The 24,297-nt window shown below is 39.3% G+C and carries 21 protein-coding genes and 3 tRNA genes; 11 read left to right on the top strand and 13 right to left on the bottom strand.

Going from position 1 to position 24,297, the window contains the following annotated elements; genetic code table 11:
• Positions 1 to 8: 8 nt before the first annotated feature.
• Positions 9 to 1,049 carry a rod shape-determining protein gene (locus tag J678_RS13490; RefSeq protein ID WP_000601379.1) on the bottom strand — a complete coding sequence of 347 codons (1,041 nt, stop codon included), beginning with the start codon at positions 1,047 to 1,049 and terminating at the stop codon, positions 9 to 11.
• A gap of 133 nt (positions 1,050 to 1,182) precedes the next feature.
• Between J678_RS13490 and gatC the strand changes: the two genes are divergently transcribed.
• The 5 genes from gatC (at position 1,183) to J678_RS13465 (ending at position 5,817) form a co-directional block, all read left to right on the top strand.
• On the top strand, positions 1,183 to 1,497 hold the full coding sequence (gatC, locus tag J678_RS13485) for an Asp-tRNA(Asn)/Glu-tRNA(Gln) amidotransferase subunit GatC (RefSeq protein ID WP_000107699.1): 315 nt from the start codon (positions 1,183 to 1,185) through the stop codon (positions 1,495 to 1,497).
• A 53-nt stretch (positions 1,498 to 1,550) separates the two neighbouring features.
• Positions 1,551 to 3,029 (top strand): Asp-tRNA(Asn)/Glu-tRNA(Gln) amidotransferase subunit GatA, encoded by a 1,479-nt coding sequence (gene gatA, locus J678_RS13480; RefSeq protein ID WP_017393868.1) that lies wholly within the window; start codon positions 1,551 to 1,553, stop codon positions 3,027 to 3,029.
• Positions 3,029 to 4,498: an Asp-tRNA(Asn)/Glu-tRNA(Gln) amidotransferase subunit GatB gene (gene gatB, locus J678_RS13475; protein WP_004712122.1), complete on the top strand. Its 1,470-nt coding sequence runs from the start codon at positions 3,029 to 3,031 to the stop codon at positions 4,496 to 4,498. Before gatA ends, gatB begins: the two co-directional genes overlap by 1 nt.
• 107 nt (positions 4,499 to 4,605) lie before the next feature.
• Positions 4,606 to 5,070: a hypothetical protein gene (locus J678_RS13470; RefSeq protein ID WP_025466168.1), complete on the top strand. Its 465-nt coding sequence runs from the start codon at positions 4,606 to 4,608 to the stop codon at positions 5,068 to 5,070.
• Between the two features lie 168 nt (positions 5,071 to 5,238).
• The gene (locus tag J678_RS13465; RefSeq protein ID WP_017393870.1) at positions 5,239 to 5,817 is read left to right on the top strand and encodes a DJ-1/PfpI family protein; all 579 of its coding nucleotides are present in this window, start codon (positions 5,239 to 5,241) and stop codon (positions 5,815 to 5,817) included.
• Positions 5,818 to 5,895: 78 nt separating this feature from the next.
• Here the strand turns inward: J678_RS13465 and J678_RS13460 are convergent, their stop codons facing one another.
• On the bottom strand, positions 5,896 to 6,414 hold the full coding sequence (locus tag J678_RS13460) for a hypothetical protein (protein ID WP_004705802.1): 519 nt from the start codon (positions 6,412 to 6,414) through the stop codon (positions 5,896 to 5,898).
• 83 nt (positions 6,415 to 6,497) lie between these two features.
• Positions 6,498 to 7,565, bottom strand: a complete 1,068-nt coding sequence (locus J678_RS13455; RefSeq protein ID WP_017393871.1) for a DUF1176 domain-containing protein — start codon at positions 7,563 to 7,565, stop codon at positions 6,498 to 6,500.
• Positions 7,566 to 7,691: 126 nt separating this feature from the next.
• On the opposite strand from J678_RS13455, the gene J678_RS13450 reads away from it, so the two are divergent.
• The gene (locus tag J678_RS13450) at positions 7,692 to 8,441 is read left to right on the top strand and encodes a DUF4850 domain-containing protein (protein WP_017393872.1); all 750 of its coding nucleotides are present in this window, start codon (positions 7,692 to 7,694) and stop codon (positions 8,439 to 8,441) included.
• A gap of 41 nt (positions 8,442 to 8,482) precedes the next feature.
• Here J678_RS13450 and sbmA read toward each other — a convergent pair whose 3' ends face one another.
• The 6 genes from sbmA to J678_RS13425 all read right to left on the bottom strand — a co-directional run bounded on the left by sbmA (position 8,483) and on the right by J678_RS13425 (position 14,584).
• Entirely contained in the window at positions 8,483 to 9,679 is a 1,197-nt protein-coding gene (gene sbmA / locus J678_RS13445) for a peptide antibiotic transporter SbmA (RefSeq protein ID WP_017393873.1), read from the bottom strand.
• 235 nt (positions 9,680 to 9,914) lie between these two features.
• The gene (locus tag J678_RS13440) at positions 9,915 to 11,150 is read right to left on the bottom strand and encodes a threonine ammonia-lyase (RefSeq protein WP_032027352.1); all 1,236 of its coding nucleotides are present in this window, start codon (positions 11,148 to 11,150) and stop codon (positions 9,915 to 9,917) included.
• A 195-nt stretch (positions 11,151 to 11,345) separates the two neighbouring features.
• Positions 11,346 to 12,317: a patatin-like phospholipase family protein gene (locus J678_RS13435; protein WP_017393875.1), complete on the bottom strand. Its 972-nt coding sequence runs from the start codon at positions 12,315 to 12,317 to the stop codon at positions 11,346 to 11,348.
• 166 nt (positions 12,318 to 12,483) lie between these two features.
• Positions 12,484 to 13,959 carry an alanine/glycine:cation symporter family protein gene (locus J678_RS13430; RefSeq protein WP_002051404.1) on the bottom strand — a complete coding sequence of 492 codons (1,476 nt, stop codon included), beginning with the start codon at positions 13,957 to 13,959 and terminating at the stop codon, positions 12,484 to 12,486.
• Between the two features lie 98 nt (positions 13,960 to 14,057).
• The gene (locus J678_RS23120; RefSeq protein WP_079377098.1) at positions 14,058 to 14,198 is read right to left on the bottom strand and encodes a hypothetical protein; all 141 of its coding nucleotides are present in this window, start codon (positions 14,196 to 14,198) and stop codon (positions 14,058 to 14,060) included.
• Between the two features lie 182 nt (positions 14,199 to 14,380).
• Positions 14,381 to 14,584: a hypothetical protein gene (locus tag J678_RS13425; protein WP_002051146.1), complete on the bottom strand. Its 204-nt coding sequence runs from the start codon at positions 14,582 to 14,584 to the stop codon at positions 14,381 to 14,383.
• A gap of 508 nt (positions 14,585 to 15,092) precedes the next feature.
• On the opposite strand from J678_RS13425, the gene J678_RS13420 reads away from it, so the two are divergent.
• Positions 15,093 to 15,797: a nitroreductase gene (locus J678_RS13420; protein ID WP_017393876.1), complete on the top strand. Its 705-nt coding sequence runs from the start codon at positions 15,093 to 15,095 to the stop codon at positions 15,795 to 15,797.
• A gap of 27 nt (positions 15,798 to 15,824) precedes the next feature.
• Here the strand turns inward: J678_RS13420 and J678_RS13415 are convergent, their stop codons facing one another.
• The gene (locus tag J678_RS13415; RefSeq protein WP_000003700.1) at positions 15,825 to 17,039 is read right to left on the bottom strand and encodes a multidrug effflux MFS transporter; all 1,215 of its coding nucleotides are present in this window, start codon (positions 17,037 to 17,039) and stop codon (positions 15,825 to 15,827) included.
• 127 nt (positions 17,040 to 17,166) lie between these two features.
• Here J678_RS13415 and yccS point away from each other — a divergent pair, with 127 nt between their 5' ends.
• The 4 genes from yccS (at position 17,167) to J678_RS13395 (ending at position 23,632) form a co-directional block, all read left to right on the top strand.
• Positions 17,167 to 19,341, top strand: coding sequence for a YccS family putative transporter (gene yccS, locus J678_RS13410; protein ID WP_017393877.1), 2,175 nt, complete (start codon positions 17,167 to 17,169; stop codon positions 19,339 to 19,341).
• A gap of 100 nt (positions 19,342 to 19,441) precedes the next feature.
• Entirely contained in the window at positions 19,442 to 20,017 is a 576-nt protein-coding gene (locus J678_RS13405; protein WP_002051565.1) for an SdpI family protein, read from the top strand.
• A gap of 156 nt (positions 20,018 to 20,173) precedes the next feature.
• Entirely contained in the window at positions 20,174 to 22,720 is a 2,547-nt protein-coding gene (locus J678_RS13400) for a PepSY domain-containing protein (protein WP_017393878.1), read from the top strand.
• 126 nt (positions 22,721 to 22,846) lie between these two features.
• Complete coding sequence (locus J678_RS13395) at positions 22,847 to 23,632, top strand: YdcF family protein (RefSeq protein WP_017393879.1); 786 nt, start codon at positions 22,847 to 22,849, stop codon at positions 23,630 to 23,632.
• A 260-nt stretch (positions 23,633 to 23,892) separates the two neighbouring features.
• On the opposite strand, the gene J678_RS13390 is transcribed toward J678_RS13395, so the two are convergent.
• The 3 genes from J678_RS13390 to J678_RS13380 form a co-directional block, all read right to left on the bottom strand.
• Positions 23,893 to 23,968 (bottom strand) — tRNA-Val (locus J678_RS13390).
• Positions 23,969 to 24,034: 66 nt separating this feature from the next.
• Positions 24,035 to 24,111, bottom strand: a tRNA-Asp gene (locus J678_RS13385).
• Between the two features lie 39 nt (positions 24,112 to 24,150).
• Positions 24,151 to 24,226: transfer RNA gene (locus tag J678_RS13380), tRNA-Val, on the bottom strand.
• Between the last annotated feature and the right edge of the window lie 71 nt (positions 24,227 to 24,297).

Here is a 24,297-nt window from a genome sequence, read left to right as displayed (position 1 = left end):
CCTTAAACTTAACCGACGAAAAGCATGTCATGGTTCGGGTTGTCGAAGAATTCCAATACCTTACCACCACCACGGGTCACGCAAGTAAGAGGATCTTCAGCAACAACAACTGGTAAACCAGTTTCTTGCGCTAATAATTTGTCGAGGTTACGAAGTAACGCACCACCACCTGTCAACACAATACCGCGCTCAGCAATATCAGAAGAAAGTTCAGGAGGAGTTTGTTCAAGAGCAGATTTCACCGCACTTACAATGCTTTGTAATGGGTCAGAAATCGCTTGAGTAATTTCATCAGAAGTTACAGTAATCGCACGAGGTACACCTTCTGCAAGGTTACGGCCACGTACTTCAATTTCTAATGTCGTACCATCAGAAACAGCCATACCTACTTCTTTCTTAATAATTTCAGCTGTGGTTTCACCAATTACGCAACCGTGAGCTTTACGAACATAATTAATGATTTGCTCATCAAATACATCGCCACCAATACGTAAAGAATCGGCATAGACACAACCTTGCAATGAAATAATTGCAATTTCAGTTGTACCACCACCAACATCCACAACCATAGAACCACATGCTTGTTCAACTGGCATGCCAGCACCAATTGCTGCAGCCATTGGCTCTTCAATTAAGCGTACATCACGTGCACCAGCATTAAATACGGCTTCACGAATTGCGCGACGCTCGACCAAAGTTGATTTACATGGTACACATACAACTACACGAGGTGCAGGTGGGAACAAACGTTTTTCGTGAACTTTACCAATGAACTGATTCAACATGGTTTCAGTCACTTCAAAATCTGCAATTACACCGTCTTTCATTGGACGAATTGCAGAAATATTCGCAGGTGTACGGCCTAACATTTGCTTAGCATCTAGCCCTACAGCAGCAACAATTTTTTGTGAACCACTGTGACGAATTGCCACAACTGTTGGTTCATTTAATATAATGCCGCGGCCTGGTGCATAAATAAGTGTATTTGCTGTACCTAAATCAATGGCTAGATCCGGCGAAAACAAGCCAATTAGTCGTTTTAGAATCACGGTTCGTTCTCAGTTAAACTTTCATGTGGATGCAAGGTGGCAACTTTAAACTAAATGTGATGATTTGAACAAGTCAATCGCTTATTATAACGCACGATATTTTGAAAATTTTTAATACTGATTAGGTGATGTTATGTCTACATCGGATGCACAGCATTCAGCAGATTTAAATGCACAAACAGTTTCAGCAATCGCCAATCTTGCTCGATTGTCGCTCAATGATACGCAATCTGCTGAATATGCTCAAAGTCTAAATAAAATTTTAGGCATGATGGAAACCTTAAAAGGCATTGATACGGAAGGCGTAGAACCTTTAAAAAGTCCTTTTGACAATCCTCAACCTTTACGTGCTGATGTGGTAACTGAAAGCAATCATCGAGATGAATACCAAGCAGTTGCGCCTGCAACTCAAGATGGTTTGTATCTTGTTCCTCGCGTGATTGAATAACTTTTACTCAATTAACCCATCTTCCCTATTTTGAATGTAAAGAAATTTTACTCATGACTGATTTACATCGCTTATCAATTCGCGAACTTGCTGAAGGCTTAAGCCAAGCGAAGTTTTCGTCTCGCGAACTGACTGAACACTATTTAAAACGTATTGCTAAAATTGACCCACTGGTAAAAAGCTATGTGACGGTTACACCTGAGCAAGCACTTGCTGAAGCTGACGCAGCCGATGCAGCTTTAAAAGCGGGTAATGCAACTGCTTTAACGGGTATTCCACTTGCTCACAAAGATATCTTTTGTACCAAAGGCATTAAAACCACTGCTGGTTCAAAAATATTAGATAATTTTATTTCTCCTTACGATGCAACTGTTGTTGAAAAAACTAAAGCAGCTGGTCTTGTCACTTTAGGTAAAGTGAACATGGATGAGTTTGCGATGGGTTCAACTTCTGAAAGCTCATATGTAGGCGCAACAAGCAACCCTTGGGCACTTGACCATGTACCTGGTGGTTCATCAGGTGGCTCGGCTGCGGCTGTAGCGGCTGATTTAGCACCATTTGCTACAGGTACCGATACAGGTGGTTCAATTCGCCAACCTGCGTCTTTCTGCGGATTAACAGGCTTAAAACCAACTTATGGTCGTGTATCACGTTTCGGGATCATTGCTTATGCATCATCTTTAGACCAAGCAGGTCCAATGGCACGCTCTGCTGAAGACTGTGCTTACCTCATGAATGTAATTGCAGGCCATGATGCAAAAGACTCAACTTCGGTTAAAAAAGAAGTTGATGACTACGTTGCAAACTTAAATGGCACATCTGTAAAAGGTTTACGTATTGGTATTCCTAAACAGTACTTTAACGTTGCAGGTTTAGATGCCGACATAAAAGCACGTGTTGAAGAATCTTTGAAAAAGCTTGAAGAAATGGGTGCAACGCTTGTTGAGATTGACCTCAACATGACCGAAGCTTATGTACCAACGTATTACCTCATCGCGCCAGCGGAAGCATCTTCTAACTTGTCACGTTATGATGGCGTTCGTTACGGCTACCGCTGTGAAAACCCAGCAGACTTGATGGATCTTTATAAACGTTCTCGTTCAGAAGGCTTTGGTCCAGAAGTTCAACGTCGTATCCTTATTGGTACATACGCGCTTTCTGCAGGTTATTACGATGCTTATTATGTGAAAGCACAGAAAGTACGTCGTTTAATTCAACAAGACTTTTTAAAAGCCTTTGAAAATGTAGATGTGATTGCAGCTCCTTCTGCGCCAACAACTGCATATAAAATCGGTGCGAACTTAAGTCCAACTGAAATGTATTTAGGCGATATCTATACACTTGCAGTGAACTTAGCAGGCTTACCAGCCATTAATGCTCCTGTTGGTTTTGATAAAGACAGCTTACCTGTAGGTTTACAATTAATTGGTAACTACTGGTCAGAATCACAACTGTTGTCAATTATTCATCAATATCAACAAAATACCGATTTCCATACTCAACGTGCGGCAATTGCTGAGGAGAATGCATAATGGCTGAAGCTCAAAAGTTGAAATTGATTGACGGTTGGGAAGTCGTTATTGGTATTGAGATTCACACTCAGCTTGCAACCAATTCTAAAATTTTCTCTGGTTCATCGACTGAATTTGGTCAAGACCCAAATACACAAGCGAGCCTGGTAGACTTAGCAATGCCGGGTGTACTTCCAGTTTTGAATGAAAAAGTGGTTGATCTTGCAATTCGTTTTGGTTTAGGTATTGATGCTTACATCGACCAAGCATCTGTGTTTGCACGTAAGAACTACTTCTACCCTGACTCACCAAAAGGCTATCAAATTAGCCAAATGGATAACCCGATTGTGGGCTTGGGTCACATCGACATTCAACTTGAAGATGGTACGACTAAACGTATTGGCGTAACTCGTGCTCACCTTGAAGAAGATGCGGGTAAGTCTGTACACGACCAATTTGAAGGTATGTCTGGCATTGACTTAAACCGTGCTGGTACGCCTTTGCTTGAAATCGTTTCTGAACCAGACATGCGTTCGGTTGAAGAAGCTGTTGCTTATATCAAAGCGATTCACACATTAGTACGTTGGTTAGGTATTTCTGACGGTAACATGGCAGAAGGTTCATTCCGTGCGGACTGTAACGTGTCTTTACGCCGTCCGGGCCAACCGTTTGGTACACGTTGCGAGCTTAAGAACCTCAACTCATTCCGTTTCATTGAGCAAGCGATCAATGTGGAAATTGAACGCCAAATGGAAATTTTGGAATGGGGTGGCGAGATTGATCAAGAAACTCGTTTGTTCGATCCAAACAAAATGGAAACGCGTTCTATGCGTTCTAAAGAAGAAGCGAATGACTACCGCTACTTCCCTGATCCAGACTTGTTACCAGTAATTATTCCAGATGAGCAAATTGAGGCCATCAAAGCAACTATGCCTGAGTTGCCAGCAGCACGCCGTGCACGCTTTATTGCAGACTTTGGCGTAACTGAATACGACGCACACGTACTTACGCTCTCACGCGAAATGGCGGACTTCTATGAAGCTGTTGTTGCTGCGGCTGGCGGGGCGAAGCAAGGTAAAATTGCTGCAAACTGGGTAATGGGTGAATTCTCTGGTGCTTTAAACAAAGCAGGCCTAGATTTGGCTGACTCACCTGTTTCTGCTGAACAGCTTGGCGGCATGATTGCACGTATTGTTGACAATACCATTAGCGGTAAGATTGCTAAACAAGTCTTTGGTTTTATGTGGGAATCGGAAGGTAAATCTGCCGATGACATTATTGCGGAAAAAGGCTTAAAGCAAGAAACCGATACTGGTGCAATTGAAGCAATCATTAAAGAAGTACTTGCAGCCAATGAAAAAATGGTTGAAGAGTACAAGTCTGGTAAAGAGAAAGCCTTTAATGGTCTTGTTGGTCAAGTCATGAAAGCATCTAAGGGTAAAGCCAACCCTGCGCAAGTCAATGAATTAATGAAAAAATTGATTGGTTAAATCAATCTAATTTAAAAAAACCCGCTTTAGAGCGGGTTTTTATCTATTTTGAAATGCAATGAATCCACAATAATTTTTAAGCTAAAACTATGCTGAACAAGTTACTCATGATAAATAAATTACTTATTACGACCTCTTTATTGTTAATAAACTCGACACTTTTTGCTCAAACGGTTCAAGTCCCAAAGAGTGAAGTAGCATCTATTTTTAAAGCTGCAAATTTCAAAAAAACAAAACATGGCTGGAAAGGTAACTGTGATACTGGTGAAATTATCATTTATAAAGATTTAAATGGCGATGGCTATAAAGATGCGGTTATTCAAGATAGTAGCACTATGTGTTATGGCAATACGGGTGTTGGCTATTATATAGTTTCACAGCAAAAAGATGGTCAATGGAAAAAACTATTTAGCGACTCTGGCATTCCCACCTTTTTGAAAACTAAAGGCAAAGATGGCTGGCCTGATATTGAAAATGGGGGAACAGGCTTCTGTTTTCCTATTTATCGATGGAATGGTAAGGAATACACCCTTAACCGTCGTGAATATGAAGGTAAAGCTTGTGAGTTATAAAAATCAGACCCCATAAATTTAAAAGCCTCGATTTATCGAGGCTTTTTTATATCCCTTATGAAGCACCCTTCGACTAAAGAATGTGCTTTTTGCTAAAAATCATACTTTCATTGTGCTAATTTAAATTAAAAATTGAAATCACTTATATTTTAAAAAGAGAGATAAATCATGTCTAAAAAGATTTTAATGTTAGTTGGTGACTATGCTGAAGACTATGAAACTATGGTTCCTTTCCAGTTCTTAACTGGTTTAGGTTATACCGTACATGCTGTTTGTCCGAATAAAAAGAACGGTGACCATATTGCGACTGCGATTCATGACTTTGAAGGTGAGCAAACTTATAGCGAAAAACGTGGTCACAACTTCGCGATTAACTATGATTTTGATGTCATTAATACCGAAGACTATGTAGGTCTAGTTATTCCGGGTGGCCGTGCGCCAGAGTATTTACGCATGAATGAACGTATTATCGAAATTGTACGTGAATTTGATAGAGTGAAAAAACCAATTGCAGCTGTATGCCACGGTGCTCAGTTACTCGCTGCGGCAGATGTATTAAAAGACCGCCTCTGCTCAGCTTATCCAGCATGTGCGGCCGAAGTAAAACTCGCAGGTGGTCAATATGCAGATATTGCTGTAACTGATGCTGTTACAGATGGACATTTGGTGACAGCACCAGCTTGGCCTGCTCATCCAGCTTGGTTAGCTCAATTTGTGAAAGTATTAGGCGCTACGATTACGATCTAAATAAATCACTTTATCCCGTATACAATAAAGCCTGCACTTAAATAGCAGGCTTTATTATCAAAATAGAAAACTAGATTTTTATCTTGTAATTCCCAGCTTATTCCAAATCTCTGGTGTTAAAAACGTTGTCACCAATTTGTTTAGGTCGATATAGCGTAATGTGCCTTGCAACTGTTGTTTAACGGCTGGGTCTTTAACAATATCTTCACCAGCACTCTGACCTAACTGTTGGAAAGCTTCTCCAACTGCCTTAACACCTTCTGCCTTAATCACAGCTTTAGTTTGGGTAGAACATTGCTCTACAATCACGCGTTGTAAAACCTGAGCCAGTTTTTGGTCTAACTGGTCTTTTTGCTCAGGTGTTACATTACTAAATGCTTTTAAATCGGGATGAGCTGCTAAAGCCGTAAATGTCCACTGAAGCACTGTAGTTTTATCTGAAGCTGTTGTCGCTTTAACAAGACAATCACTGAGCTGATCGACTGTTGGACCCGCCATTGCAATTTGTGTTGTGCCTAGTACAGCCGCCGCCACACATATTGAACGACTCAGATGTGAAAACTTATGGCGAGCAATAGCGTAAAGATGACGTGACATAGGTCTAGCTCCAATAAACAATCTGTTCTTTTTATCACAGAGTCACCAAAGTTACCTGTTATGACTCTGTAACCGCAAAGTAGTTATTTCACCACAGTCTCTATTCGATCAAGCTCCCACACCCCACCTGCTGCCAAGCCTTTACACATCCCTGTCCACATATCCTTAGTGTGTACAAAACTCTTGCCATCCCAGACCCATTCTTCACTTGCCCAGCAGTCCCCAATACCTCGTCCCTTTTGAGAACTGCTGATCATACCGCTATCGAAATCTGAAGCAGACTCGGTCACAAAAGTTGCTTTACCATTTAAAGACTCATCTAGCACCCAAGCTCCATACCCTTCGTTATAGGCGCCTCTCAAGCACAACGTAGTTGCCAGAACTTTTTGATTGGTTAATTTATATAGCTCGATTTCTTGTGGTTCAGCTCCATCACTATTACCGCCATAAACGCCTTCACAAAAGCCGTCTTCTTTCGGATTCGGTTTAGCTGCCATCAGACTACGGTATATTGCTTGGTACTGTTTATTTTTTGGCTGTAGAGTTAAGTAAGGTTTGGTTGCCGTCTTAATACGTTTTACAACTAGTTTTGGCTCAGGCATTAGCACTTGATTTTCATTGGCACTGCCCTTTTTCACTAAAGCACCAACGGTTCCAATACGCTTCTGAAAATCATCCATTTTTAATAACACAGCAGTAATTCCTTCATCAGAAATTTTCCATTGATGCTGCGCATTTTTAAATGTAATTTCAGTTTTCTGTTTAGACTGCTGTAGTAGAGCATTAGCTTGTAAGCTACTTAGTTTACCCATAATTGGCAGCTCAGTACCGTCTACAGTTACCGGTCCTAAGTCTTTGCCATTGATATAAAAATGGATATTTTTAAGCTGATTTGCAGGCATGCTTTGTTCATAGTCAGACAAAGCAAACTCAACTTGCACAGGTTGTTTTGGCCCTGCTTTACGAGTTATTAAAATTGAAGCTGGATTATCACCATTGTCTTCATTTTGATAGCCAGCAGCCTTACAAGTACCTGTATTACTACAATAGATTTCCCATTCTTGATGAGAAAATGAAATGCCTTTAATATCTTGAGCAAAACTATAAGAACTTATTGCTGCTAAACAGCAAATTGAAAGTATATTTTTCATTTTTCCATATCTCTATAAATCTGTTTTTATTATGAAATTAAAAACAGTTTTCTATTTTGAATTACCTTATAGTTTAAAAGAATATGTTAGATTTATATAAGATTTTAAATTGATTACTTTCTAAAAATGAAAAAATTAAATTTTTTATTATGCACGGCATTGGTAAGTCTCACTTCAACTGCTTATGCAGAAGTAAAAAGCTTTACTCCTCTTTTTCCAAAGTTTGATAGCTCTGCTGCAACCCGCAAAGCAGATAATCAGTTCTACGCTCTTGGCGAAGCAAATTTTTTAAACGGCGTTACAGTCCCTTTTTATGGCGTTACTGCACAAAACCCAATGGAGGATGGTTTACTTAAAAATTTTGAAAAATGCACACCTAAAAGCTGCCATTTTAATTTTAAACTCGATACTCAACATGCTAAGCAACTCAAGCTTCTTGCATTACCTGAAATAGGATTAGTACTGGTTCCACGTAACTGGCAAGATGTAGAAGCAAATGCAGGTGCGAATGGAACTGGTTTTGCTTTAGCAATGAGTCCAGATCAAAAACAAGCGATAGAGCTTTATGACTCTTCTTTTTGCGTTGGGTGTGGATTACCAAATGCAACGCTGTATTTTCCTGAACTGTTAAAAGAAAGTGTTGAAGATGATTTTGGCGGATTCAAAGACTCTAAAAAACTCATTAACATCGTTCATCCCTCTAAAAAAGTGGCTTTTTTTAGTTATCAAATTCCACAAGTGAACAATAAAACGCATGGTATTGCAAAATATTATGATGAGGACACGTTCAATTATAAAGAGATTCAAGTCACCTTAGATAAATCGCAGCAGTCTTTGGTTGGCCCTATTCTTAATTTTTATAATGCCACACATTAAATCAATAACCATAAAAAAAACCCGCTTTCGCGGGTTTTCATTTATTTATGCAATGTTGATTCAAAAGCTTTTAAACGCTTGTAAATCGAAAGTAATTCAATAATGGTTTTCCATGAACTAATTAAATATTGGAATGATTCACGAACCTTATCAAATACACCACCAATTTGGTTAATTAAGCCTAACGTCATCTTCCCACTCGCAATTGCAGGGAATAAGACAACTAGACTATATAAAATGTCTAATTGCTTATACCAAGTTGCTACCAAGTTAAAGTAAGCATAATGAAAATAAAGACGGAAATAGTTTGTACGGACTCGACTAAAAAGCTCTTTTAAAGTAGCCGGTTTTGCACGTTCAATATGATCTTCACCATAAACTAGTTCTTTACGATAAGCTGCTTCTACTTTTTGATTGTTAAATTGTAGACCTGGTAATTTAATACCAACCACCATGAGTAGAACTGTACCAAAAGCAGCCCATACAATTGCAGCCCATACCAAAGAGTGGTTTAACTCACCAACAATTGGTAAAACGGGAACGTGTTTAGAAAGTTGAAATAAAATAGGTAAAAACGCGATTAAAATCATCACAGCTTTTACCAGTTCAACACCTAGGTCCTCCATAATAGTCGCAAAACGCATCGTATCTTCTTGCACACGTTGCGAAGCACCTTCAATATGGCGAAGCTTTTCCCAATGTTCCGTGTAGTACTCATTCATTGCCGTACGCCAACGGAATACATAATGACTGGTGAAAAAAGCATTAATTACGGCCAAGGTCACAGCAACCATTGCAATATAAAGAAAAACTAGAGTTTCACTGTATAGTGCTGAGAGGTCTCCACCTCCATCAGAAAGCATTTTTTGAATTAAGTCCCAAAATGGTACATACCATGCATTAATGGCAACACTGACCTGAACACCAAACCAGATATTAAATAAAATAAATGCCGATCCCCAGATAGACCAACGCTGCCACGGATTATTAGAAACAATTTTCCAAAAACCAGCAAACAATGCTGTGGAGACTAAAAACCAGACATAAAACCATAAGAAAGTTGGAGACCAAAAACGGCTAACACCAACAGGTAATTGAGCCTGATGATAGCCTTGAGCAAAGCCGATAAAAGTTCCCCATGTGTTTCCACCTGTGTACCAGAGCACCATATTTAGTGCGATCCAAATAACCGCCGATATAAAAAAATACCGTGGTGACGGAAAAAAAGATTTGAACATTGAGCGTTGTTATCCCTATATTTCTTCAAATTTGCAATGAGGAGAATACTAAAACCTAAACCTTAAAATTGTGAAGGGCAAAGTTTAGAGAATTGTCAGTTTTTCCCGTTTCATTGAAGGATTTGATCGTTTTTTTGTAAATTCATCCTTGTTGCAATTTAATCCGTTTAAATTGCTTTGCATATGACTCCCTTAAGAGCCATATACAGCTTTTATATCATAGCAATATGAGTGTTTAAATCTCTTCTTTACGAACAATATAGCCTTCAAGCTGCATAGCCTGAATTAAAGGTTCCAGATCTGGAGCACTTTTTAACTCAACATCGACACTTACCGCACTTTCTTTTGCGCGACTTGTGGCAGCAAAGCGTTCATGGCGCAGTTCATAAATATTACCTCCCTGCTCAGCAATAATTGCTGTTAAACGTGCTAAAGCCCCCGGATTATCTGGTAATTCAACACGAATACGAACCATACGTCCCGTACGGGTTAAGTGACGCTGTAATACCGAAACCATTACACGTGTATCAATATTGCCCCCAGATAACCCCACGCCGACTTTATGACCTAAAAATAGATCTGGTCGAGACATAATTGCAGCGATACCTGTCGCCCCTGCTCCCTCGCACACTGTTTTTTCAATGTTAAGCAACAGCGCAATCGCTTCTTCAATCATGTCTTCAGTGACTACCACAATATCATCAACATATTCTTTAGCCACTTGGGTCGTAAGCTCACCCGGAGTTTTAACCGCAATACCTTCAGCTACGGTTGAACCTAATGAAACCGCAATTTGATAGTTACAAAGCAATTTCGCCATGCTTGGGTAAACAACCGACTGAACCCCGATTATCTTAATTTTAGGATTTATCGATTTTGCCGCAATCGCAATACCTGAAATGAGACCACCACCGCCAATAGGGACCACCAATATGTCCAAGTCAGGTACGGCACCTAGCATTTCAAGTGCAATGGTGCCTTGACCAGCAATAATTTCAGCATCGTCAAAAGGATGAATAATAGTTAATGATTCTTCTTGGGCAACACGGTGCATTTCAGCAGCAGCTTCTGAAAAGTCTTGTCCATGCAAAATAACCCGTGCACCGTATTCACGTACACGTTGTACCTTTACATTGGGTGTTGATTTAGGCATGACAATGGTTGCAGTTACACCCGTACGCTGAGCATGATAAGCAACGCCTTGTGCATGGTTACCGGCTGAAGCAGCGATTACACCATGTTGCTTTTCTTGCTCAGATAAACTTAAAAGCTTATTTAATGCGCCCCGTTCTTTAAAAGAAGCCGTAAATTGTAGATTTTCAAATTTCAGCCACATTTCTGCCCCTAAAGTTTTAGAAATGGTTTCTGAAAAAACAAAAGGCGTTTTAACCACTAAACCATCTAAACGCTCTGCAGCGGCATGTATATCTTCTAATGTTGGAAACTCATGTTTTAGCTGTTGCTGAATCATCTAATTAATCGGCCTCAATATGTTACAAATCAATTATTTTTTTGAAAATAGCATGAATTTCTCATATCTGTCATGAGTAGTTTTCAGCATAACTCCACTATACAAAAATTTTTGTCAGTACATACAAATCTTTTATTTTTCAATAAAAAAGCCCTTCTCGGGCTTTTATTTAATTTTCATATACTTGCTTTTAATTTATTTTGACTGAGCGCTTAATCCATCGGTAGAGAGATTCTGTTCAGCTATTTTTTCATCAATCGCAAACTGAATATCGGACAGTTTTGCATTTGCTGCCTCAACACCAGCTCGCATAGTAGCTTCACGGCCTTTCACATCAAAAATATGCGCTTTTTCTCTTAAATCCGGTTGAATCACGACATCTGCATATTGAAGTTCTTCAGCAGCTAAACGTCCTTGCATAATATTAATATTTTGGTTAAACAGCCCCCATACATTCGAGGTTTCCGTATAGATCGGTTGAGCCAGAATATCTACAGCAATAATGACATCTGCACCTAAGTCTCGTGCTACTTCAACAGGAACCGGGCTCACTAAACCGCCATCTACATATTCAGATTTACCAATTTTAGTAGGGACAAACATACTTGGTATTGAGGCTGAGGCTCTTACAGCTTGCCCAGTATTACCGTAGTTAAATACTGTTTTGTTACCATGCTTAAGCTCTGTTGCGACCACATACATTGGTATTTTCATTTTTTCGAGTGGTAAATTATTTACTTGCTGATTTACATAGTCTTCAACTTTTTTCCCGTCAAAAAAACCTTTTAAACCAATACTGATATCACGAACGTCACCCGCTTTCATTTTTAATGCGGTATCACGCAGTTCATCAGGTGTTTTTCCACTGGCATAAATTGCCCCAACAATACTACCTGCACTAGTTCCTACAATAAAATCAGGGCGAATACCATGTTGCTCTAAGACTTCAATAACACCAATATGTGCATAACCTCGAGCACCTCCACTACCTAACACCAATGCGACAACTGGTTTTTTATGCTGCTTCTTAAGCTGTGCAAAAGGCTGGTCGACAAAACGTGAATATGCCTCTGCCGTTTGTGGTTTTAAGGCAGATAAGTGTGAGGTGGTCTGGCACCCAGCCAACACCATAGAAAGTCCGAGAACCCACAATTTAAGCTGTTTCATGGCCCATCTTTGCACTATGACATTAATTTCCGAATTGCAATTTTAGTTGCTCGTTTTGTGAAAAGCTGTAGTGAATTTATTTAATTTGTCATGTTTAAATTTTATACTCAAGTGTTTTTATGCTCCATAAAAAAAGCCCCTTATTTCTAAGAGGCTTTTTTGAAAATTACCAAATATCTGAATCGACTTTTTTCTTCAACTCTGGATATTTATTAATTTTAAATTCTGGTTCTTTAATACCTTGTTTTAATTGCTCACGGTAGTCTTTCAATAAAGTACGAGCTACAGGTGTTAACAGTAAAATTGCGACTAAGTTAATAGTAGCCATGATACCCATAAACAAGTCAGCCATTGACCAAACTAATGGAACACTACCAATTGCACCGAAATACACCATCACCAATACAAAAATACGGAAGATGAACATAATTTTCGGGTTGTTATTAATGAACTGCACATTACTTTCCGCATAAGCATAGTTCCCTAATACAGCAGAATAACAGAACAAGAATAATAGAACTGCCAGGAAGTCAGAACCCCAGTGTCCAACTTGAGTCTCTAATGCGCGTTGAGTTAATTCAACACCAACAAAGCCTGCATCATGATAAACACCAGAAACCAAAATGATGATTGCTGTACTTGTACATACAATGAAGGTATCTACGAATACACCAAGCATTTGCACTAAGCCTTGGTTTACAGGATGTTTTACATCAGAAGCAGCGGCAGCATTCGGAGCAGAACCCATACCAGCTTCGTTTGAGAACAAACCACGCTTAATACCCTGCATCATTGCCATTGATATGGCAGCACCGAAGAAACCACCTGCCGCAGCATTGAAATGGAAAGCTTCAGTTACAATGAGTTTTAACACGTCAGGTAAAATTGCATAGTTGCTTAATGCAATATACAACGCAACAGATAGGTAAAGACCCGCTTTTAAAGGTACAAACATTTCTGCAAATTTAGCGATACGTTTAATACCACCAAAAATTGCCAATGCAACCATCACGACAAGTGCAAGACCAACCCAAGAAATTTCTAAATCAACACCACCTAAATGAGCAATAAGATTGGCTTTGTCCCAACCCCATGCATGTGAAGATGCATTTGCAATCGCATTGATTTGAACTGAGTTAAATACGAAACCATAGGTAAAGATTAATGCCAGTGCGAAAACTACACCAAAGGTTTTACTACGTAAACCTTGAGTAATATAGTAAGCCGGTCCACCACGGAACTGTTTGCTCTTGTTGTCTCTCACCTTAAATAGCTGAGCAAGTGTAGACTCAATGAAAGCCGAGCTCATACCAAGAACAGCGGTTACCCACATCCAGAACACTGCACCAGGACCACCAATTGCGATAGCGATTGCTACACCAGCAATGTTACCTACCCCAACACGGCTCGCAAGGCCTGTTACGAACGCCTGAAAAGGAGTAAGACCATGCTCGTCTTCGCCTTCAGTACGACTGCTTTTCATAACACGAATACTTTGCAAGAACATGCGAATTTGCACTGCTCCTGTTAAGACCGTATAAAAAATACCGACAGCCAGCAAGAAAATAACCAGAAAATCCCATAAAGGGTCATTAAAAAATTTTACCCACGACATCAGTGTGGCATTGAGTTGTTCATTCATACTCGGTCCGCTTACGTTCTTGCTAAAGTGCTATTAGCACAAGCCAAAATCTGCAATAAACAAAAAAGCCCCTAGCAATAGGGACTTTTTCAGTACATTTAAGAAAAAACTTTTAATGTCAATTGAATAGCAATTATCGTCACAAGTTTAAGCAACATGATGCCCAGCACTAAGCCTTTGAAGGTCGCATGAGAGAAAGCATCCTTCAAATAAAATGAATTCATCGCATTACTGAACATATTCCCATTTGGGTGAACAGTATGCATCGACTCGGCTACAAACTTGGAAACTAACAAATGACCACCGCTAAATCAGCTCGCTTAATGATTCCCATCAATTAATCGAGTTATAAAAACTGGATTTAAGCCAATAAGCATATTTACATATACTTTTGGGCGAATGTCTAAACTGGATTTAAATTTCAAAGACTGTAACAAGCCATCGCTATGACGCGACTATCTGCGCCCCTTTCTTTGTTATTCAAGAAGAGTGCGTTGAGATGTGTACCAAGCTGTTGTATTTTTTGTGGCTTAGTCGTTGCGTGAGTTAAGTTCATTTTCATGGTCGCAATGGTAATCGCCAATCCTTGTTTCATGAACTGCTTGTTGATGAGCGGTAAACTCATGTAAAGCTCCTTATACCTCGTGTATTTCTCCATTCCTGCACAAAATCCTTTTTGTAAAAGTATTTTGTTATGCAGCCACTACTTTTTCCTAACGTGAGTATGGAGAAATCATACCTGCGTAAAAAAGTCGGTATTATGCAGAAATTTAAAATTTTGTGTATGTTTTTCATTAAAAGATTATGCTCTTTAAGGTTATTTTTCATACAAAACCATTTGTTTTGTACTGTTTTTAAACATATTCTACCTTTTTTCTAATTGAATATTTTTTACTCAAACTTTATTTTCATTTTAATTTAATGACCAAACAAGTCACAATATTTTGTCTATTTAAATCTAAAATGACACTTTCAAACTCTCATTGATTAGACATCTGTCTAAAAGAATCGAGTCATCATACATATAAGGAAATCACTTTTCTAATATTTTTTGTTTATAAATGCATCAATTTTGGCGCACAAAATTAGACTTTTATAAACATTAAACATTGAGAATAAGATCAGGAGTCCTCATGAATCTGGAACAAATCCGCCTTGTTGACGAGGCCATTACCTCTCGACACTCTGTCCGTGCTTTTTTAAACACACCCATTGAGCCCGAAATCATTAAGGATATCTTAAAAGTCGCGAGCCGAGCACCTTCAGGAACCAATACTCAACCGTGGAAAGTCTATGTCGTGACAGGACAAAAACGTGATGAAATGGTAGAGCGTGTTTGTACAGCACAGATTGAGATTTCTAAAAATCCAGAACTTGCAGAACAATATAAAGAAACTTTTGCCTATTATCCTGAAAAATGGATTTCACCTTTTATTGACCGTCGCCGAGAAAATGGCTGGGGTCTTTATGGTCTCTTAGAGATTAAAAAGGGCGAAAAAGAAAAAATGGCTGCACAGCAGTTACGTAACTTCAAACTGTTTGATGCACCAGTCGGAATTTTCTTTACAGTCAATAAAGCAATGGGAATTGGTTCCAAAATGGATATCGCCATGATGATTCAAAATGTCATGGTCGCGGCCAAGGCTCGGGGATTAGACACCTGCCCTCAAGCCGCTTGGAACCATTTCCATCCGTTAGTGTTAGATATTTTAGGCGCAGCAGATGACGAAGAGTTGGTATGTGCAATTGCGCTAGGTCATGCCGACCCTACACACATTGTGAATACCTTTATTACGCCTAGAGAGCCTGTTGAGAATTTTGCAGTTTTTCTTGATTAAAGACTCAAGCAAACCACTCTCTTAAAATCAAGAGAGTGCTTGGCTTTTTGCTTGTCCCGTCGCTTTTAAAACAACAATAAAACCACTTAATGTAAATAGCACCATCATCACTCCCATATTGAGTGATGCGGACCAAATAAGGAAGTTAAGCAGTACACCACCCAATAAACCGCAAGCAAATTGCATACTGCCCATAATTGCACTAGCGGTTCCTGCACGAGCACCTTGCTTTGACATGGCTAGAGCCATGGCATTTGGTCCAGTTAAACCAATTCCTGAAATCGCTAAAAACAGTCCTAACATTACTAGCCATAAAGGTGCTGCAGAAATTAAACCAGCAATCAACACAATACTTGCACCTGTCACCTGTACCATTGAACCTGCTTTTAAACGCTTAGTAATTTCAACACGTGTAGTTAAGTGCTTATTTAAAGATGACATTAACATAATGCCAAAAGCATTCAGTCCAAATACATAAGCAAACTCTTGTTGATTTAGCCCATATTGATCCATAAAAACGGCGGGAGCTGAGCTGATATAACAAAATAGCGCTGCACCTGTTAAACATCCTGCAAACATAGGTAAACGGAAGCTCGCATCTTTGAAAATAGCACCATATAAGGTAGCCACTTGATATAGAGATAATTTGAGCCTCTTATCAGTTGCCAAAGTTTCTTTAAAAAAGAAATGTACACATAGCCAACAAATTGCGCCCACAATTGAAAGCGCAATAAAAATCGCTTGCCATGGAAACCAGATTAAAATCCAGGCCCCAATCATAGGTGCCAAAATAGGCGCTAAACCCATTACAATCATCATGCTAGAAAAAGCTTGTGCCGAACCTTGTACATCTAACCGATCGCGTATAGCAGCACGAGCCATAACCACACCTACACAACCACCTAAAGCTTGTAAAATACGGGCAGCTATTAGACTCCATTCATTTGTAGCGAGCACGCAAAACAAGCTTGCGACTGCATAAAGCGCAAGCCCAAAATAAAGAGGCTTTTTTCGACCGATACGGTCGCTTAAAGGTCCATATACCAGTTGTCCAATAGCTAAACCAAAAAAATAAGCTGGCAATGTGTTTGCTACCATTTGCGTACTCACCCCAAAATCATGGGCCATTTGAGGCAACGCAGGTAAGTACATATCAATGGATAATGGCCCTAAAGCCGTGAGTAAAGCGAGCAACATAATCCAGCCAATAGAATATTGACGCTGGGCTGTTTGTTCAGACATAACGATATTTCATTTTTCAATCATTTGCATACAGACAAGCTTACACTGTCTATCGTATGATTTGTGCAACATTGGTGTAGAAATACGCAAATCCTTTATCACTCAGGTTGATCAGCAAGGACTTCATTTGAAATCTTGGTTTAAACGCCTAAAAAGAGCGACTTATAACACATCATTTATGTATAACGTGCGGATGCTGATTGCCTTTTCAGGAACTGCGTTCGTGCCTTATTTTCTAGGCCATCAATTAGCAACAATTCCCCTCACTTTAGGGGTGGTCGCAGCTGGTTTAAGTGATATTGATGATCGCTTTTCAGTGCGAATCATGAATTTGATTTACACCTATATTGGTTTCTTCATTACTGCCGCTTCCGTGCAATTACTTTTCCCTTATCCAATGCTTTTTGCACTAGGGTTGATTGCCTCTTGTATTGGTTGGATTCTACTCGGGTCACTAGGCCGCCGTTACGCGACAATCTCTTATGGATGTCTGGTTGTTTCGGTTTATACCATGTTGGGGGTTCATTTATTTGACCAATGGTATATTCAGCCAGCGCTTTTAGTTGCGGGAGCAGCATGGTACGGACTTATTGCAACCATTAGCTTTTTATTATTTCCTGTTCGCCAACTTCAAGACAAACTAGCAGCCTCTTATGGTTCGTTAGGTGACTTCCTATTTGCCAAATCCAATTTATTTGATGTTGATATGACTCCTGCCAGTTATCAGCAAAGCATGATTGATCTTTCATTAGAAAATGGCAAATTGATTACTATTTTTAATGATCTTAAAACCGCCCTTTTAACCCGCTTAAAAGGTGACCGAGGACAAAAAGACACTCGCCGTAGCCTACATTATTATTTTGTCGCACAAGATATTCATGAACGTGCAGACTCTGCTCATATCGACTATCAAAAGTTAGCAAAGATTTTTCAGCACAGTGATATTTTATTCAGATTTCAGCGTATTTTGGCGGTTCAGGGTAAAGCCTGCCAAGAGTTGAATGAATGTATTTTACAACGCAAACCATATATCCATAACAAACGTTTTAAACAGAGTTTTGAGAACTTACGCTTATCTTTAGAAAAATTAAGAAAAGATCAACAGTATGACTTGTTATGGGTAAATGCTCTTTTTGCCTTATACCGAAATTTAAAATCTATTGACTCACAATTACTCAACTTAGAAACGGAACAGCATATTCAGTCAGACAAAGTAAAGCAGGCTGAAAACCAACTCAAAGATGATGATTTAAAAGGTTGGAATGATATTGTTGTACGAATAAAACAAAATCTAACCCCTGAATCTGTACTGTTTCGTCATGCCATTCGAGTTTCGATTGTTCTTTTTATTGGATATGTATTTATTCAAACCACCCGAATCGAATATGGCTACTGGATTATGTTGACAGCATTATTTGTTAGCCAACCTAACTTTAACGCGACCAAACGTCGCTTACGTTTACGTATAGTTGGGACATTAGTCGGAATTATTGTCGGACTAAGCGTGGTATTCCTCGTACCTTCCGTAGAAGGACAATTAGTCATGCTGGTCTTAAGCGGCGTACTATTTTTCGAGTTACGCAGTAAGCAATATGCTCAAGCAACCGCTTTCATCACAATTTTGGCATTAATTAACTTTAACTTAGATGGCTCGGCAGTCGCTGCGGCTATTCCTAGATTTGTAGATACCCTAATTGGATGTGCTTTAGCGTGGTTTGGTGTCACCTTTATTTGGCCTGACTGGAAATTCCGTCGCCTACCGCGCAGCATTCGACGCTCTTTACAAGCACAATGTAATTATTTAGCGGAAGTGGTAAAGCAATACCATGAAGGTCATAACCATGCGCTCAATTATCGTATTGTTCGCCGCGCTGCTCATAATACCGATGCTGAAGTCGCCTCGCTTATTTCAACTTTAGCGACAGAGCCTGACTTTGACCCTACTCGCAAGTCAGATATATTTGAATTTTTATGCCTTAATCATACATTTTTAAGTTATATCGCGGCACTTGGAGCACATAGAGAAAAGATTCAGGATCAAGCGGTTCTTAACGTTTTAGATCAAGCATTAGACGATATACAAGGTGCGCTGTTAAGAGATGAAATGCCTGATTTGACAGCACAAAATATGCTTAAGACTATACGTCAGCGTTTAAGCCAAAATGATGAAGATGACCAGAAATCACTCATTATTTTACAGCAGTTATCATTGATGCTAAGTGTTTTGAATCGATTTAGTATGTTGAAACAACGCCTAAGTCATGATCTAGATAATGATGCCAACGAACTTGCATCATTATAAATTTGAGTCGGAATTTAGTATGAAATTGGCATAATATCCTTTCCTGAGTTATGCCAATTAATGCTAAACTTAAAACAGTTTACAATTTGTTATTTGCACTATGACCGCGAAAACTTTATATGCTTATACGCTTCAGCCAGTTCCTTACGAGGTTACAGAAGCTGAACAACGTAATGCACAACTTCTTATCTGGCGCAGCACCAATAAAATCAGCACAAAAATCTGGGCAATTATGGGCGTAATTTTAGCCCTTGCGATTTTAGGTCTTATTTTTATTAAGAACTATTCTACAGTGATTTGCTGGGTAGCCATTGTTGGTGTAGTACTTTATTACCTTGGCCGCACATATGGTTTGGAATGGTACGTTAAGCGTAAGATGAATGAGTTTCCTGTACAGGAAATCAAAGGTATTCGCTTAGGTGTACAACCTCACGGTATCGTAATGCGCCAACAAATGGGATTACAAGAAGGCGTTGGGACCATTGGATGGAAAAACATCTATGAATGGTACAACACCCCTGACTTTATTTTAGTTAACTTTAAAGTAAAAGATCCTAAGGGCCAAGAACAGCAAGGTGCGTATATCTTGCCTAAACGCATGGACTCTAAAAACTTTTCTTTCAATACAATTCGTAAGCATTTGAAAGAAACTGTAGGTGAACCGAAAACTTTATAATTTCACCCCATTAAAAAGCCTCCGTTATAGGAGGTTTTTTATTAAGCTAAAAATAAATGATAATGAAAATTAATATTATCTACAAAATCCATATTATCTACGCAATCTTCGGCTATACTTCGTTACAAGATCTCCATCATATTTACATTTTCGACCATGTTTAAAAAGTTTTTATTTCAAATTCATTGGTTTCTGGGTATTAGTGCTGGCCTCATCTTATCTATTATGGGTGTTACAGGCGCAATTTATTCTTATGATCAACAAATTTTAAAATGGGTAAATACAGATAGTTATGTTGTTCAAGCAGAAAGCACTCCTAAGCTTACCCCTGCTCAACTTTACCAACATTTCGCAACAACCCAGCCAGAAATTAAAATTAATAGCATTACGATTGCCAAAGACCCTACCGCCTCCTCTGTTGTCAATATTGAAAAAGAAGGCGAACGACGTGGCTACAATATGATGGTCAACCCTTATACAGCACAGGTATTGCCTGATGTTAAAGGTCGCGAGTTACTTTTATTAATACAACAAATTCACCGAAACTTAACTGCTGGTGAATTCGGTAAACAAATTACCGGCGCTTGTGCACTAATGCTCATCTATTTTGTTTTGAGCGGATTGTATTTACGTTGGCCAAAAAAGCACTCTGCACGTCAATGGCTTGCTGTTAAACCCAAACTTAAAGGTCGAAATTTTATTTGGGATTTACACGCTGTCGTAGGTACCTGGGTTATTGTTTTTTATCTTCTTTTTGCATGTACAGGTCTATATTGGTCATATGACTGGTGGCGTAGCGGTATGTTCAAAGTATTAGGTGTAGAACAACCTAAAATGCAAGGACATGGCGGAGCTGGACGCAATAAAGACAAATCTTCTGAAACTAAATTAGATAGCACTCAGCTGATTACTGCCCTCAACCAAACCTGGAACGGTTTTAATAATCAAGTTGGACGTGACTATTCAACTTTAACAGTAAACTTACCGAAAAAAGACGATGGAAAAGTTGAATTAAGTTTTGTAGATGCAACGCCACAACACGAGCGTGCACGTAACCAAGCTGTCTATAACTATAAAACTGCCAATATTGAAAAGATGGAGCTTTATGAAGATAAAAAGCTTAATCAAAAAATCATGAGCAGCATGTTACCTGTACATCGTGGCAGCTTTTTTGGACCAGTCTATCAATTTGTAGCAATGCTTGCGTCTTTAGCCATGCCATTATTCTTTGTTACCGGTTGGATGCTTTATCTAAAACGCCGTAAACAGAAAAAATTGACACAGGCAGCTCGTCAGTCTTTAGCTGGTCACTACATTGATGAAAATGCGAAACCTTGGTTAATTACTTATGCCACCCAAACAGGAGTTGCAGAGCAACTTGCGTGGAGTACCGCAACCAGCTTGCAAGAAGCACATCAGCCTGTTCAGGTTAAATCTATACAGCAGTTAACTGAAGCGGATTTACAGGAACATGAACAAATTCTTTTTGTGATCAGTACTTATGGTACTGGAGAGGCACCAGACTTAGCTTCTAATTTTGCAAAAAAGCTATTAAAAACAAAATTAGAGCTTCAGCATCTCAGATATGCCGTATTAGCCTTAGGTTCAAAAGAATACCCAGATACATATTGTAGTTTTGGTCACACTGTAGATGGATGGCTTAAAAACAATGGTGCAAAAGCTTACTTCGATACTATCGAGGTAGATAATGCAAATCCAACAGATATTCAAAACTGGAATCAAGCTCTTGTAAAAGCAACTAAACTAGAGCTGCATGCCGTTAATCTTGAAAAAGTGTTTGATAATTGGACATTACAACAACGTGACTTGCTCAACCCAAATAGTCTAGGGCAACCAGCTTACAATATTGAACTTACAGCAAATCATGAAGCTATATGGCAAGCTGGAGACATTGCTGAAATACAACCGGGTAATAGCCCTGAACGTATTAATGAGTTTTTACAACACCATCATATTCTTAGAAATGCAGTGGTAGACTCGCTACAAATCTCCATTGAAAAAGCGCTTTGGAATAAAAATTTAACGGGTGAGATTGAACCGTTTGCTAATCTGGACCACTTATTAGAACAACTCCCTACTCTACCAACACGAGAATATTCAATTGCTAGTATCCCTTCTCAGCAAGTGCTTCGTTTGGTTGTTCGCCAGCAAACCGATGAATCTGGCCATTTAGGATTAGGATCTGGCTGGCTGACTCAATACACAGAAATTAATCAGAGTATTGCATTACGTATTCGCACCAATGAGTCTTTTCACTTGATCGATGATAATCGTCCAATTATCTGTATTGGTAATGGAACGGGAATCGCGGGTTTAATGAGTTTACTTCATACGCGAACTCGTCATAACTATACTGAAAACTGGCTAATTTTCGGTGAACGCCAACGCGCTCATGATTTCTTCTATGCATCAACCATTGAAGCTTGGCAAACAATGGGAATGTTAAAACGACTTGATTTGGCATTCTCACGGGATCAAGAGCAACGTGTGTATGTTCAAGATATCATTCGACAAAATGCAGTTGAATTTGCCAACTGGATTGAACGTGGCGCAGTTCTTTATGTTTGCGGAAGTATTGAAGGAATGGCTAGCGGAGTAGATCAAGCACTGACTGATATTTTAGGTGAAGAACAAGTTGATGAGCTAAGACAACAAGGTCGTTATCGCCGTGATGTTTATTAAACATCAATAAATAATAAAGCCGAGTAATAGCCGAAAAGCTTTACTCGGCTTTTTATTGCAATCAGCATTGAATTTGGAATGATTTTGCATACACTGTCTGCAATTTAAATTGCAACTCTAAACACAATGCAAGTCAGTAAGTGGATTCGGATTTTCTTGGCCATCATTGGTTCAATTTTATTTTTAGACGGCTTATTTCTAGCTTTCCTAAATAAAATTCATGTAGGCACAATTGTTCCTTTAATCTTAGGGGCATTTTTCTGCCTCTATGCACTATTTTATTATCATCTGGAACGTTTTTTCTTTTATCACTATCGCCTGCATTCAGTTTGGCGTTTCGGATGGTTATGTTTCTGGATCTGGTTGATTGGCTTAGGCTATTTTTTTAGTTTTATTAAAGATAATAAAGATACAGGCCAAAATATTCCAGCGGTGAAAGCAATCATTGTTTTAGGTAGTGGGGTCGAAAATGGACAGCCTTCTGCCATTCTTGCAAAACGCCTTGATACAGCAGCCCCTGTTGCCCTTTCACAACCTCGAGCGAAAGTTGTTTTAACAGGTGGTTTAGACTTTTCAGAGAAAGAACCCGAAGCATTAGTTATGTCTCGTTACCTTGAACAGCACTTTCACATAGCCAAAGAAAGAATGATTCTTGAGGACAAAAGTACAAGTACTGAACTTAACCTTAAAAACAGTAAACCATTACTTGAGCAAGCTCATATTAGTATTGATCAACCTATTGCAATTGTTACAAGTGACTTTCATACCCCAAGAGCTGCAGCTATTGCAAAGAAACAAGGCTATACCCATATTTATACAGTTGCTGCCGAAACTCCTTTAGTCAGTCGCTATAACGCTTGGCTGCGTGAATACTTTGCGTACGCGAGTGGCTGGATTCTAAACGAGTATTAATGTTAGTTCAGAAAGCTGCTATTGCTTTACGGTATGGCAGCTTTCATTAAACGAGAGAGTAATCACAATTTAAAGTAATAAATCTGAACTTAAAAAATTAAGAAAGAGAAAGAGAAAGAGAAAGAGAAAGAGAAAGAGAAAGAGAAAGAGAAGTTTTGACCAACAATAGCAAAGATAAAATAGATAGGAAATATAAATAGCAGAAATGCAAAAAACACTAAATAAATTAGTGCATATAATTTTTTAAATTTGAAAAATTATGGTGGGCGCTGACGGGATCGAACCGCCGACATTCTGCTTGTAAGGCAGACGCTCTACCAACTGAGCTAAGCGCCCTGATTGAAAAAGACAACAACCGAAGTCTTTATACATTACATCCTCTAGATCAGGGAATCAAGAGAATGGCGCAGCGGACGGGGCTCGAACCCGCGACCCCCGGCGTGACAGGCCGGTATTCTAACCAACTGAACTACCGCTGCACTTGCAATACTTTAAAAATAAAGTATGGTCACAAATTATGGTGGGCGCTGACGGGATCGAACCGCCGACATTCTGCTTGTAAGGCAGACGCTCTACCAACTGAGCTAAGCGCCCTGCAAAAGCGTTTTATAAAAGTGGCGCAGCGGACGGGGCTCGAACCCGCGACCCCCGGCGTGACAGGCCGG

The organism is Acinetobacter sp. 1424608 (assembly GCF_000588255.1).
Classification (GTDB): Bacteria; Pseudomonadota; Gammaproteobacteria; order Pseudomonadales; family Moraxellaceae; genus Acinetobacter; species Acinetobacter nosocomialis.
Note: the sequence above shows the minus strand (reverse complement) of the source record. Positions and strands in the feature narration are given on the sequence as shown.